General features: G+C 70.3%; 14 protein-coding genes. 9 read left to right on the top strand and 5 right to left on the bottom strand.

From position 1 onward, the window contains the following. Positions 1-18 precede the first annotated feature (18 nt). On the top strand, positions 19-1,287 hold the full coding sequence (locus tag BMZ45_RS04930; protein WP_175488922.1) for an esterase/lipase family protein: 1,269 nt from the start codon (positions 19-21) through the stop codon (positions 1,285-1,287). On the opposite strand, the gene BMZ45_RS04925 is transcribed toward BMZ45_RS04930, so the two are convergent. Then, a complete protein-coding gene (locus BMZ45_RS04925; RefSeq protein WP_091633096.1) occupies positions 1,284-1,514 on the bottom strand; it encodes a hypothetical protein in 231 nt (76 codons plus the stop codon). The two genes, BMZ45_RS04930 and BMZ45_RS04925, sit on opposite strands and share 4 nt — an antisense overlap. A 149-nt stretch (positions 1,515-1,663) precedes the next feature. Here BMZ45_RS04925 and BMZ45_RS04920 point away from each other — a divergent pair, with 149 nt between their 5' ends. Beyond that, a complete protein-coding gene (locus BMZ45_RS04920) occupies positions 1,664-2,053 on the top strand; it encodes a putative quinol monooxygenase (RefSeq protein WP_175488921.1) in 390 nt (129 codons plus the stop codon). Positions 2,054-2,069: 16 nt separating this feature from the next. Here the strand turns inward: BMZ45_RS04920 and BMZ45_RS04915 are convergent, their stop codons facing one another. Continuing rightward, a complete protein-coding gene (locus tag BMZ45_RS04915; protein ID WP_091633094.1) occupies positions 2,070-2,438 on the bottom strand; it encodes a GFA family protein in 369 nt (122 codons plus the stop codon). 154 nt (positions 2,439-2,592) lie between these two features. Between BMZ45_RS04915 and gnd the strand changes: the two genes are divergently transcribed. The 3 genes from gnd (at position 2,593) to BMZ45_RS04900 (ending at position 5,129) form a co-directional block, all read left to right on the top strand. Beyond that, complete coding sequence (gene gnd, locus BMZ45_RS04910; protein WP_091633091.1) at positions 2,593-3,498, top strand: phosphogluconate dehydrogenase (NAD(+)-dependent, decarboxylating); 906 nt, start codon at positions 2,593-2,595, stop codon at positions 3,496-3,498. A 76-nt stretch (positions 3,499-3,574) separates the two neighbouring features. Next, positions 3,575-4,090: a hypothetical protein gene (locus BMZ45_RS04905; RefSeq protein WP_091633089.1), complete on the top strand. Its 516-nt coding sequence runs from the start codon at positions 3,575-3,577 to the stop codon at positions 4,088-4,090. A 328-nt stretch (positions 4,091-4,418) separates the two neighbouring features. Then, positions 4,419-5,129: an N-acetylmuramoyl-L-alanine amidase gene (locus BMZ45_RS04900; protein WP_254776530.1), complete on the top strand. Its 711-nt coding sequence runs from the start codon at positions 4,419-4,421 to the stop codon at positions 5,127-5,129. Positions 5,130-5,185: 56 nt separating this feature from the next. Here the strand turns inward: BMZ45_RS04900 and BMZ45_RS04895 are convergent, their stop codons facing one another. Further along, positions 5,186-5,962 carry an NAD(P)H-dependent oxidoreductase gene (locus BMZ45_RS04895; protein ID WP_091633084.1) on the bottom strand — a complete coding sequence of 259 codons (777 nt, stop codon included), beginning with the start codon at positions 5,960-5,962 and terminating at the stop codon, positions 5,186-5,188. Positions 5,963-6,046: 84 nt separating this feature from the next. Between BMZ45_RS04895 and BMZ45_RS04890 the strand changes: the two genes are divergently transcribed. From BMZ45_RS04890 to BMZ45_RS04880, 3 genes are all read left to right on the top strand, one after another. Continuing rightward, positions 6,047-6,940: a LysR family transcriptional regulator gene (locus BMZ45_RS04890; RefSeq protein WP_091634111.1), complete on the top strand. Its 894-nt coding sequence runs from the start codon at positions 6,047-6,049 to the stop codon at positions 6,938-6,940. Positions 6,941-7,311: 371 nt separating this feature from the next. After that, positions 7,312-8,487, top strand: coding sequence for an MFS transporter (locus BMZ45_RS04885; protein ID WP_254776529.1), 1,176 nt, complete (start codon positions 7,312-7,314; stop codon positions 8,485-8,487). A gap of 179 nt (positions 8,488-8,666) precedes the next feature. Further along, complete coding sequence (locus BMZ45_RS04880) at positions 8,667-9,155, top strand: hypothetical protein (RefSeq protein WP_139215389.1); 489 nt, start codon at positions 8,667-8,669, stop codon at positions 9,153-9,155. A 63-nt stretch (positions 9,156-9,218) separates the two neighbouring features. On the opposite strand, the gene BMZ45_RS04875 is transcribed toward BMZ45_RS04880, so the two are convergent. Then, a complete protein-coding gene (locus tag BMZ45_RS04875; RefSeq protein ID WP_175488920.1) occupies positions 9,219-10,625 on the bottom strand; it encodes a S8 family peptidase in 1,407 nt (468 codons plus the stop codon). A gap of 243 nt (positions 10,626-10,868) precedes the next feature. After that, complete coding sequence (locus BMZ45_RS21960; RefSeq protein WP_254776564.1) at positions 10,869-12,155, bottom strand: APC family permease; 1,287 nt, start codon at positions 12,153-12,155, stop codon at positions 10,869-10,871. A gap of 246 nt (positions 12,156-12,401) precedes the next feature. Between BMZ45_RS21960 and BMZ45_RS21955 the strand changes: the two genes are divergently transcribed. Continuing rightward, positions 12,402-12,983, top strand: coding sequence for a hypothetical protein (locus BMZ45_RS21955; RefSeq protein WP_175488919.1), 582 nt, complete (start codon positions 12,402-12,404; stop codon positions 12,981-12,983). The last annotated feature ends 48 nt before the right edge of the window (positions 12,984-13,031 follow it).

The following is a 13,031-nucleotide window of genomic DNA, read 5'->3' as shown; positions in this document are numbered from 1 at the left end:
TTCATGGAGAGGACGACGATGAAACGCGAGTCGCAGGCCGCCTACGCCGATCCGGCCGATTACGCGCGTTTGAGCGAGGAGGCGCTGGTGGTGCACCAGCGCAGCCCGGTCAGCGCCAACGACAGCCTGCTGGTGTTCGTGCACGGCCTGGGCGGCAGTCGCTACGGGCCGGGCGCGACCTGGGGCCGCTTTCCCGCCTTCCTGTACGACGATCTGCCCGAGGTCGACGTCGGCATGTACCAGTACCGCACCGCGGCCGGACGCTGGGCCTGGACACGGTCGATCGCCCTGGAAGACGAAGCGCGCGTGCTCGCCGATCTGATCCGCGACCAGCTCAAGGCCTACAAGCGCATCGTCCTGATCGGCCACAGCATGGGCGGACTGCTGTGCAAGGCCACCATCCACCGTCTGCTGGAAACCGGCGAACACGACGCGCTCAAGCGCATCGCCGGACTGCTGCTGATGGCGACGCCGCAGTTGGGGGCGCTGCGGGTGCCGGCCTGGCTGGGCGCGTTCTCCTTCGATGCGCGCGCGCTGCGGCCGCACGGCGAGCTGGTGCGCAAGATCAATCTGAGTTTCGAAAACCACATCGCCCTGGACGAACGCGTCAGCACCTTGCGCAGGACCACGATTCCGACCTGGGCGGTGGAGGCCGTCTACGACCGCTGGGTGGACTCGCTGAGCGCGGGCATCGGCCTGACCTCGTCGCGGATCAAGGTGGTGCGCGGCTCGCACACCTCCATCGTCAAACCCGACGACCGCGACAGCGACGTCTACGCCTGGGTCAGGGAACGCATCGGCATCGCCCTGGATCGCTTCAAGTACGACGTGTTCGTGGCCGCGGCCATGGCCGGCCACAGCGGCGACGCCGAATACGCCGACAACCGCGCCACCGTGCTGGCGATGATTGAGGTGCTCAAGCAGCGTTGCGGCTATGCCTCGGTGTTCTACGCCGGCGCCACGATGCCGACGATGGAGGACTTCGACCCGGAGGAACTCGCGCTGCGCAAGGACATGGCCGCGCTGCGCGAGAGCCGCTATTTCATCCTGTTCTATCCGAAGAGGATCGTGTCCAGCGTGCTTTACGAGGCCGGTTGGGCGCTGATCCTGGGCAAGCCCGCGATCTACATCGTCGGCGACGACCAGGATCTGCCGTTCCTGATGCAGGAAGCCTCGCAGGCCTTCGTCGAGCGCCGCGTGCGCATCTTCGAATGCCCGGACCGCGCCAGCGTGCTGGAACGCCTGACCGCCTACGGCCCCGAGCTGTTCGACGCCAGCGCGGCCTAGCCGGCGACGCCGTCGTCCTCCAGCACCAGCCCGCGCGCGGCCAGCATGGCCTGGACGCGATCCAGCGCATGCGCGTAGTCCTCCGCGGCGGCGGCTTCGAGTATGGGATTGGCCAGCAGCGCGAAACGCGCGAGCACGTCGTGGCGGTCGGCATCGTGTTCCACCGCCGGCAGCTGGGTCTCCAGCGCGGCCAGTTCGGCATCGAGTCGGTCGCGGGTCCAGGGCATGGGCACCTCGGCGGGTGGAGGGCGCGCGCTCGTGCGAACCCGCGCGCCTGGATCATAATCGGGCGCTGTGTAGGAGGCGTCATGTCGCGACCTCGATTCGCTACGCGAGCACAAGCCCATACCAGCACGACGGCGCTAAGATGCGCGCCATGGACCGCCAGCGACGCGGGTTCGTGCTCATGGCCGGCGCCGCGATCGCCGGCGCCGCCTTCGCGCCGGTGCGCGCGAGCCCCGCAGGAGCGCAGACGATGTACGGATTGATCGGAAAGATGACCGCCCACGCGGGCAAGCGCGACGAACTGGTCGCGATCCTGCTGGAGGGCGTGCACGACATGCCCGGCTGCCTGAGCTACATCGTCGCCCACGACGCCGGCGATGCCGACGCGATCTGGATCACCGAGGTCTGGGACAGCCAGGACAGCCACGCGGCCTCGCTCAAGCTGCCGGCCGTGCGCGCGGCGATCGCGCGCGCGATGCCCATCATCGCCGGCTTCGATGCGGGCACCACCACCCGGCCGGTGGGCGGACACGGCCTCTAAGGCCGCGTCGCCGCGCTCACCAAAGATTCTTGCCGTCGATCACCGTCACCGGCACCGCGTCCAGGTCGAACTCGTCCAGCAGGCGCGCGTTGATGCTGATCTTGGGGTGGTCGAAATCCGGCTTGAAATCGACCCAGCTGGGGCTTTCGCCGTAGGTGGTGCAGCCGCAGGTGGCGCAAAAATGGTGGGCGACCATGCCGGTGTTCCAGCGGTAGGTGGCCACGTCCTCCAGCGGGGTCAGCAGGCGGAACTGCTCGGGGGTGTAGTAGGCCCATAGGCCGCCGCGCTTGCTGCAGATCGAGCAGGTGCAACGGGTCACTTCGGTCGGGGCTTCGGTCACTTCGAAACGGGTCTTGCCGCAGTGGCAACTGCCTTGCAGGGGCATGAGCGGGTCCTCGCTGGGTGTGGGCCATGATCGCCCGGGCGCGTGTCAGTTCCTGTCAGCAGCATGCGTGCAACGCAGTGCTGCGTGAGGAGCGTGTTGCGGGCTCGCCCGGCCGGCCCCATACACTGCCACAACCTCATAGCGGGAGCGGGCGATGGAACTGGGTATGGTCGGGCTGGGCCGGATGGGCGCGAACATGGCCGAGCGCCTGCTGCGCGGCGGGCATCGGGTGACGGGCTACGATCCCGGCGCGGCGGCGCGCGAACAGGCGGCCGCGCGCGGTATCGCCGGCGCGGCGACGCTGGCGGACCTGGTGGCGGCGCTGCCCGCGCCGCGCGTGCTGTGGCTGATGGTGCCGGCCGGTCGCATCGTCGACGAGACCCTGGCCCAGCTGCTGCCGTTGCTGGCCCCGGGCGACAGCGTGATCGACGGCGGCAACTCCAACTACAAGGACACGATGCGGCGTGCGGCGGAGCTGGCCGAACGCGGCCTGCACTTCGTGGACTCCGGCACCAGCGGCGGTATCTGGGGCCTGGCCGAGGGCTACAGCCTGATGATCGGCGGCGACGAGGACGCGGTGGAGCGCCTGCGTCCGCTGTTCGAGACCCTGGCGCCGGCGCCGGACCGCGGTTGGGGCCGGGTCGGGCCCAGCGGCGCCGGGCATTTCACCAAGATGGTCCACAACGGCATTGAGTACGGCCTGATGCAGGCCTATGCCGAGGGCTTCGCGATCATGCAGCGCAAGCCCGGCTTCGATCTGGACCTGCACCAGGTCGCGCAGATCTGGCGCCACGGCAGCGTGGTGCGTTCCTGGCTGCTGGACCTGGGAGCGGACGCGCTGGGCAAGAATCCGGCCCTGGACGGCATCGCGCCCTACGTGGAGGACTCCGGCGAGGGCCGCTGGACCGTGGCCGAGGCGATCGATCTGGACGTGGCGGCGCCGGTGATCACCGCCTCGCTGCTGGAGCGCCTGCGTTCGCGCGAAAGCGATTCCTTCGCCGACAAGCTGCTGGCGGCGATGCGCAACGAGTTCGGCGGCCACAAGATCAAGGCGGGCTAGCGCCTGAAGTGACCTCCGGCACCTAGCCTGGGCGGCGGTGCCGGCGCAAAGTGCGCCTGAACCCTGGAGCGCGACCATGCAACTGAGCCTGCCCGCCATGACCCCGATCCTCGCCACCGCGGGCATCGGTTGGATCTACTACCGCCGCATCCGCAGCCAGTTCGGCCGCCAGGCCTATCGGCCCACGCGTGCGCTGGTGCGAATGGCGATCCTGGGCGTGGCGATGGCGGCCCTGATCTTCGGCGCGGTCATGCTGCCGCACGTATGGCCGGGCGTGCTCGCGGGCAGCCTGATCGGCGCCGCGATCGGCGTATTCGCTTTGCGCCATACCCACGTCGAGCCCTGCCTGAAGGACGCCTACTACACGCCCAATCCCTGGATCGGCGGCGCGCTGTCCTTGCTGCTGATCGGGCGCCTGGCCTGGCGCTGGGCCGGCGGTGCGTTCTCCAGCGGTATGCCGACATCGCAAGCCAGCCCGCTGACCATGGCGATCGCGGCGACCCTGGTCGCTTACTACCTGGTGTACGGCATCGGCCTGCGCCGCCAGATCCGCCGCCCCGCGGCCGACGCGAGCGCGACGACCCTCGAATAGGCGAGGGCGGCGGCCTCCGACACCGCGGCCCGCCGCGTCCTGGCCGTAGGCCGCGACAGGCTGGCGCCGAAGGCCGCCATGGTCGTGATCGCGATCCGCCGACTCGCCTGCGAGCGGGCGCTGTGCGACGATCCGGCTGCGATGCGAACGGAGCGCGATGGTGCAGTCGGCAGTCGGTTTCCACACATTCGCTTCCAGACGGTGCGTCTCCAGGAAGCTCGTTTCCGTAGAGCTCGACTCTGAAAACGCCGCATGCGCGCGGCCTGTGAATGCGCTGCGTCTATGCGTTGCGGCGTTGTTGATCGCGGTCCTCGGCGCTTGCGCGAGCGTGCCCGAGCGCAACCCGCTCGCGCAATGGCACGGCTCGCCCAATTACGGCCCGCGCCGGGCCCAGCTGATCGTGCTGCATCACACCGAGATGGACAACGCCGAGGGCGCCTTGCGCGTGCTCAGCGCGGGCGACGGCGAGCGCCGGGTCAGCGCGCATTACCTGATCGACGCCGACGGCCGCCTGTATCAGCTGGTATCGGAACAGGACCGCGCCTGGCATGCCGGTGCCGGCAGCTGGGGCGGCATCGAGGACCTCAACTCGGCCTCGATCGGCATCGAGCTGGACAACGACGGCAGCGCGCCGTTCGCCGAGGCGCAGATCCAGACCCTGCTGCGCCTGTTGCGCGACATCACCCAGCGCTTGGCGATCCCGCCGCAGCTGATCGTCGGCCACGGCGACATCGCGCCCACGCGCAAGCACGATCCCAGCGCGCTGTTCCCATGGTCGCGTCTGGCCGAGGCCGGCTTCGGCCTGTGGCCGCGCGCCGAGCGCGCCGCCGCGCCGGCGGGTTTCGACCGCTGGGCGGCGCTGCGCACCATCGGCTACGACCTGCGCGATCCGGCCGCGGCGCAACGCGCCTTTCATCGCCATTACCGCGGCCAGGACAGCGAGGGCTGGCTGGACGGCGACGAGGAGATCCTGTTCGATCTGCAGCGGCAGTTGATGGCGATGCCGGCGGGGACGGGGGCAACAGCAAATCCCCCTTGATCCCCCTTTTCGAAGGGGGAGAAGAGCGTGCTGTGTGGGGGCCGAGTGGTCGTCGCTTACACGATGTGGGCGTGGAATCCGATCCGGTCCGGCGCGATTTCCGGCTTCAAGGTCAACGCGGGGATTTCGTACTCGCCGCCGTTCTGGCGACGGAACCCGATCGGCGCGGTCGTCCACAGCGCGTCCAGGCGCTCACCTAAACCGTCGCGCACCGCCGCGTAGCGCTGTTCGTCCATGCGGCTGGTGCGGTAGACCACGTACGGCGGCAGCACGTCGAAGCCCGGGTAGTGCAGCACGCCGTGCTGGATCGGGAACAGCAGGTCGTCGATCGGGCCGTTGACGCCGCGTGGGCCGTAATGGGATTCCCAGCCGCCGGTAGTGACGATCAGCATCGCGCGCTTGCCGGCCAGGGTGCCTTCGCCGTAGCGGTCGCCCCAGCGCACATCGGAGTGCTCGCCCACGCCGTAGCCGAAGCCATAGGCGTAGACGCGATCGACCCAGCCTTTGAGGATCGCCGGCATCGTGAACCACCACAGCGGGAACTGCAGGATCACCGCGTCGGCCCAGCGCAGCTTGTCCTGCTCGGCGGCGATGTCGGGACTCTGGCGGCCGCTGTCGTAGGCGCGCTTGGAGTCGAGCACCGGATGAAAGGGTGCATCGGCGGCGCGGTCCAGGTGATCGTCGCCGTCCAGCACGGCTTTCCAGTTCATCGCGTACAGGTCCGAGACCTGGACCTCGTGACCGGCCGCGCGCAGGCGTTCGACGGTGTAGTCCCTGAGCGCGCCGTTCAAGGATCGGGGCTCGGGATGGGCGTAGACGAGCAGGACGTTCATGCGGGATCTCGGGGAGGGGATGCGCGCAGGCTAGGAGCCGCCACGGTATATTGGAAATGAATTCTCAATATTCCAGGTATGTCGATGGATAATCTCCGGCGGCTGGACCTCAACCTGCTGGTCACCCTGGACGCGCTGCTGGCCGAGCACAACGTGACGCGTGCGGCGCAACGCCTGAATTTCTCGCAGCCCTCGGTCAGCGTGCACCTGGCCAAGCTGCGTGATCTGTTCGGCGATCCGCTGCTACTGCCGGGCCCGCGCGGTATGCGCCCGACCGCGCGCGCCGAGGCCTTGCGCGAACCGTTGCGGCAGGCGCTGGAGGCGGTCGAACGCGCGGTGTCGCCGCAGGGCCCCTTCGATCCGGCGCAGGCGCAGCAGACCTGGCGCGTGGCCTCGGCCGACTACGGCGAGTCGGCGGTGCTGCTGCCGGCCCTGGACGGCCTGCGCGCGCTGGCGCCGGCCTGCCGCCTGGCGGTGCTGCAGATGCAGCCTTCGCGCGTGGCCAGGCAGGCCGAACAGGGCGAAATCGATCTGGCCCTGCACACCACCCACGGCGCCCCCGAGGGCTTGCGTCGACGCGCCTTGTTCACCGAACGCTACGTGCTGGTGGGGCGCGCCGGTCATCCGCGTTTGAAGCGCCGCCCGACTCTGGCGCAGTTCTGCGCGCTGGAGCACGTCATCGTGTCGCCGGACGGCGGCGGCTTTCACGGCGTCACCGACGAAGCGCTGGCGCCGTTGGGTCTGGCGCGCCGGGTCGTGCTGTCGGTACCGCACTTCCTGTTCGTGAAATCGGTCGTGGCCAGCACCGACCTGGTCGCGCTGCTGCCCGAGCGGCTGGTGCGCGACGCGCCCACGCTGCGCGTGGTCGAGCCGCCTCTGGAGCTGCCGGGCTACGAGATGTCCATGCTGTGGCACGAACGCTCGCACCGCGATCCCGCCCAGCGCTGGCTGCGCGATCACATCGCCGCCTCGGTCTGAGGCCCAACCGTAGGATGCGCAGAGCCGAAGGCGAACCGCATCATCGCCCCGCACCGCGCTTCGTGCGGTCGCTACCGCAACCACGACCACCGCGGCGCGCGGCAATGACGTACGACGAATTGGGATAGTGATTCCCACAACATCGAATTCCCGCCAAAGCCATGCGCGGCGCGGGCTTGCGCCGATTGATCCGTTGCTGGAACGCAGACGCGGCGCCATTCGCGTTTATCGCTGCATGCGCGCCGTCTAGATTGCAAAGCCCGCAGCGTGGATCGCAGCGCGATCCGCCACCACCCCCGCCATCGTCGCGCAGCCCGCCTTCGTCGGCGGCGCTCGCGGCCGCGCCCTATTCGCAAGCTTCGGAGCCTCACGTGCTGCTCTTACCCATCATGCTGCTGTCGGCCGCGGGTTTCACCGTGCTGACCACCGAGTTCATCCTGGTCGGCCTGCTGCCGCCGCTGGCGCGCGATCTGGGCGTCAGCATTCCCGAGGCCGGCTTGCTGGTGACCTTGTTCGCGTTCGCGGTGGCCGCCAGCGGGCCGTTCCTGACCGCCTACTTCTCGCGCTTCGAGCGCAAGCGTCTGTTCGTGATCGTGCTGCTGCTGTTCGGCCTGTCCAACCTGGCCGCGGCGCTGGCGCCGAACATCGGGGTGATGGCGTTGGCGCGCCTGATCCCGGCGTTGGGCGTGCCGGTGTTCTGGGCCTTGGCCAGCGAGACTGCGGTGGACCTGGTCGGGCAGGAACGCGCCGGCCGCGCGATCTCGATCATTTCCTTCGGCGTGATCTGCGCCACCGTGCTCGGCGTTCCGATCGGCACCCTGGTGTCCGACGCCTACGGCTGGCGCGTGGCCTTTGCCGCGTTGGCGGCGGTCGCGTTCGGCAAGGCCGCGCTGCTGTACGTCTTCCTGCCGTCGAGCCGGCTGGAGCGCGCGCATTCGCCGCTGGCCGAACAGTTCCGGGTGCTGCGCGATCCGCTGCTGATCGGCCACGTGCTGCTGTCGACCCTGCTGTTCACCGGCATGTTCACCGCCTACACCTATCTGGCCGACCTGCTGGAGCGCCTGGCCGGTTTCGATGGCAGTTGGATCGGCTGGACCCTGATGGCCTTCGGCGCGGTCGGCCTGATCGGCAACAGCATCGGCGGGCGCCTGGTCGACCGCAATCCGATCGGCGCCTCGCTGTTGTTCAGCGCGCCGATGGCGCTGGGCCTGCTGGCGGTGGTGCCCGCGATCGGCTCGACCTGGGGGCTGATCCTGGCGCTGACGGTGTGGGGCGTGACCCAGGCCGCCTTGTTCATCGTCAGCCACGTGCGGGTGATGAAGGCCGCGCCGGGCGCGTCCGCGTTCGCGGCTTCGTTGAACATCTCCGGCGCCAACCTCGGCATCGGCGTGGGCGCGCTGGTCGGTGGCCGCGTGATCGACGCGATCGGCGTCGGCGCCCTGGGCTATGCGGCGGCGGCGATCGTCGCGGTCGCGATCGCCCTGTCGCTGTGGCTGATGTCGGCGCAGGCGCGCGCCGATGCGGCGGTCGCGGACTGCGCGGCCTGAGCGACTTGTCCGAATTTGGCGGCATCGCGTTGCGGCGTCTGCGCGCGCGCACCCTCACTTAGGATCGATCGTGCCGGCGCGCACCCACGCGTCGGCGCGGGCGACCGGGGACGCGCGCGCCCGCACAGACACGAGACGGGCGCGACCGGTCGTCCGGCCTCTTTGCAGGCAAGGAAACCATGCGCGCATTTCGTTTGAGTTTGATCCTGGTCGCGAGCTTGTGCATCGCGCCCATCGCCGTCGCTCAGCAAGAGGCACCGTTCGACACCGCCGCCGTGCTGGCGCAGCAACGCCAGATCCGCAGCGACATCGACGCCGGCAGCGGCGCCTACGGCCGTCTTCCGACCGATCTACGACGCGAAGTCGTGAGCCGCCAGAACGCCTTGTTCAAGTTGCTGGAAGGGCGCAGCTACGAGCAGCTGGACGAGAGCCAGCGCGCCCAGGTCGGCGACGACCTGGCCTGGATCGAGGCCGCGCCCAAGCAGTCGGCCGAGGAGCGCGTGGTCTGCGAGCGGGTGAAGTCGATGGGCAGCAACCGCGTCGAGCGCGTGTGCAGAACCGTCGCCCAACGCAAGGCCGATCGCGACCGCGCCGACAAGCGATCGATCGATCGCGCGCTGGAGCAGCGCAACGTCTGCGCCAACGCCACCTGCGGCGGCGCGCCCTGAGCACGCGACCGCAACGAAAAACCCCGGCTCGCGCCGGGGTTCTTCGTTCGTGCGGCGCTGCCGTTACGGCGTCGCGTCCAGGGTCTTCTTGGCGTCGATGATGCCGGTGCCGATCGGTTGCGCCGGCGTGGCGCCGAAGGGCTTGGTGTTGGCCTTCAGCAAGGCCTCGACCTGGGCCGGGGTGGGATCGGTGCCGGGCTTGGACAGCATCATCGCGACCAGGCCGGCCACGTGCGGCGTTGCCATCGAGGTGCCGCTGTAGGAGGCATAGCCGGCGGTGGTCGGGCCCTTGGTGCCCAGGTTGAGGGTCGACAGAATGTCCACGCCCGGGCCGGACACGTCCACGCCGGTGCCGTAGCTGGAGAAGCTGGCCTTGGCGCCGGCCGAGTCGGTGGCGCCGACCACGACGGCGTTGTTGCAGCTGGCCGGGGTCGCGCCGGACACGTCGGCATTGCTGTTGCCGGCGGCCACCACCACGGTGGTGCCGCGCGAGACCGCGCCGTCGATCGCCGCCTGCATCGCCGCGCTGCAGGTGCCGCTGCCGCCCAGGCTCATGTTGATCACGTCGGCCTTGTTGGCGCCGACCGCGGGCGCGCCCGCGACCGTGCCGCCCGAGGACCAGACGATGCCGTCGATGATGTCGGCCAGGGTGCCGCCGCAACGGCCGAGCACACGCACCGGCAGGATCTTGGCCTGGTAGGCCATGCCGGCGACGCCGGTGGCGTTGTTGGTCACCGCCGCGACGGTGCCGGCGACGTGGGTGCCGTGCCAGCTGGAATTGGTCGGCAGCGGATTGGCGATGCCGCACTGCAGGAAGGTGGTGTAGTCGCCCGGATCGGAGGGATCGGCATCGCGGCCGTTGCCGTCGCCGGCGGTGCTGGCGCTGCTGATGAAGTCGTAGCCGCCCGCGAGCACGTTGCCGTTGAGGTCCGGATGCGAGGTGATGCCGGTGTCGACCACCGCCACGATCTTGCCCTGGCCGAGATGGCCGCTGTCCCAGGCGGTGGTGGCGTTGCTGCCGCCGGCGCCGGTGCCGAAGCCGTACTGGCTGGAGAACTGCGGATCGTTCGGGGTCGCGATCGCGTACAGGCGGATATTGGGCTCGATGTACTCCACGTCGGGATTGGTCGCGATCTGGCGCATGAGCGTCGCGGCCTCGACGCTGTCGAGCAGGGTGCTGGCGCGCACCAGTTCGGCGCCGATGCCCAGACTGCGCTCGCGCTGCAGGCTCAGCGGCTTGGCGCGGCCGAACACGGTCGCGGCGTTGTTGAGGTTGCGCTGCAATACGCCGGCGTCGCTGCGGCTGGCGCTGCCGCTGCGGTAGCGCACGATGAAGCCGTCGACGGGGCCGTTGAGGCCCAGCGCGCCCAGATTCACGCGTTCGGCCGACCACGCCGGCGCGGACAGGCAGGCGGCGGACAGGGCGAGGGCGAGTGCGGCGTGGCGGAGGGTCGGGTGCTGCGATCGCATGGGGCTCTCCAGTGAGCGGATTCGGATGCCGCCCGGCGCTGGCGTGGCCGGACGACGGCAGGCGAGGGCGCGGTAGCGCCCCTGCGGCCGACAGTGCCGGGCGCCGAGAAGGAGGGTCAATCGGGAGAAATCCCTATGCATCGCCCACGTTCGATTGCATTCGCGACGATTTGGCGAACTTTCGGTGCACGTGTTGTGCCGCGCGCCCGCCGCCCCTGGGCCGGTACGCACGACCCAGCCGACTTATCCGGCGGGGGCTTCGTCCGGCTTGCGGCGGAGCAGATACACGACCGCGCCGACCGCCAGTGCGATCGCGGCCGCGACCAGGTTCTTCCAACTCGCGCTGGCCAGCAGGCCCAGCGACAGCAGGGTCGCCAGGATCGGGATCAGCGGCCCGCCCGGCAGTTGCAGCGCTTCGGGGCGGTCGCCGTGGCGGCGCCGCAGCACCAGCACCGAGACCGCGGTGCCCAGGTAGGTGCACAGGCGCGAGACCACCGACAGCAGAGCCAGCTGCACGAACGAGCCCGACAGCGCCAGCGCCAGCGAGATCGCACCGATGCTGAGGATCGCCACCGCGGGCGTGCGGAAGCGCGGATGGATCGCCGCCAGCGCGCGCGGCCCGTAACCGTCGGCGGCCAGTGCCAGCAGATAGCGCGGCGCCATCATCACCGTGTTGTTGTTGGTGCCCAGGATCGAGACGCTGGCGCCCACGGTCAGGATCAGCGCCAGCCACCAGCCGCCGAAACGCGCGGCGGCCTCGGCCAGCGGGGCCTTGGATTCGGCCAGGCCCGGCAAGGTGCCCAGCGCCACCCATTGCACCGCGAAGTAGATCGCGGTGACCGAGGCGATCATGGTCAGCAGCGCGAACGGCACGTCGCGGCGCGGATTGCGGTACTCGCCCGCGGCCGCCGGCAGGTTCTCGAATCCGGCGTAGGCGAACAGCAGCAGCAAGGCGGCCTCGCCGAGGTTGCGCAAGGGGATCGCGTCGCCGGGCAGGGCGCCGGCGCTGTCGGCGATCGCGGCGTCGAAGTGGCTGGCGCCCAGCAGCACGAACAGGAACAGCGGCAGCAGCTTGGCGATCGCCAGCAGCACGCCCGCGCGCGCGGCCGCGCGCACGCCGACCAGGTTGATCGCCACCAGCAGCGCCAGCGAACCCACCACCACGGCGATACGGCCCGCGCCGCTGGCAGCGCCCGGCCAGAAGTGCGCGACCGCCTCGGCCAGGCCGTTGCTGAGCGCGGCGGCGGTGGCGATGCGCGTGAGCAGCAGCATCCAGCCGACCTCGAAGCCGATGAACGAGCCGAAGGCCTCGCGCGCGTACAGATAGCCGCCGCCGGGCTGATCGAAATAGCTCGCGGCCTGGGCGTAACACAGCACCAGCAGGCCGACCGCGAAGCCGGCCAGCAGCACCGCCCACAGACTGGACGGGCCCAGCAAGGCGGCCGCGGTCGCCGGCAGCAGATAGATGCCGCTGCCGACCACGTCGTTGATCGACAGGCCCAGCAACTGCCAGCGGCTGACCGCGCGCAGGGTCGAGGGGGCGGTGTCGGCGGAGCGCGCGCCGGTGCGATCGGACGAGGACGGTTCCAAGGCATCACCGGGCGGGAGCGTGAGGGCCAGAGTGCCCGAGTCCGCGTCCGCGAATCCAGCGCGGACGCGCGGTATCGCGACCGCCGACACCCGTTGGGCGCCCGTTAGGCCGGCAATCACCGCCGCGGCGCTACTATCCGCACGCCTCGGCCGCCGCTGGCCGCCGACCCCAAGGAGATCGACCCGATGAGAGCGCTGATCCTGACCGCCGCCACCGTCGCCCTGCTGGCCGCCTGCAAGCCCACGCCGCCCGCCGAGACCGCCGCGCCCGTGGCGGATGCGCCCGCGGCCGCGCCTGCCGCCGCTGCGCCCGCGGCCGATCCCGCGCCTGCGCCTGCTGCGAGCGCGCCGGCCGCGCCCGCGGACGACGCCGGCCGCGCCCAGGTCAATCAGTCGATCGAGGAAGTGCTGGGCGATCCGGCCGTGTACGAGCCGGCGATCCTCGCCTTCCAGAAAGCGGTGGCCGCGCACGATGCCGCGGCGGTGGCCAAGATGGCCGACTACCCGTTCAACGCGACCCTGGCCGGCAAGCCGACCAAGATCCAGGACGCGGCCGCCTTCGTCGCCGCCTACGACCAGATCGTGACGCCGGCGATCGCCCAGGTCGTGACCGAGCAGAAGTACGCCGAGCTCGCCGTCAGCGGCAAGGGCGTGATGTTCGGCAACGGCGAGGCCTGGATCAACGGCATCTGCCAGGACAACGACTGCAAGCGCGTGGACGTGCGCGTGGTCGCGCTGCAGGCCGGCGCCGCGGCGGCCGCGCATTAACCGCCGACTGCCCCTGCCGTTCGCGCTCGCGCTGGGCGCCGCGCTCGC

Source organism: Lysobacter sp. cf310 (assembly GCF_900114355.1).
Lineage (GTDB): Bacteria > Pseudomonadota > Gammaproteobacteria > Xanthomonadales > Xanthomonadaceae > Lysobacter.
The sequence above is the reverse complement of the archived record's forward strand: the minus strand, read 5'-3'. Positions and strand labels throughout refer to the sequence as shown.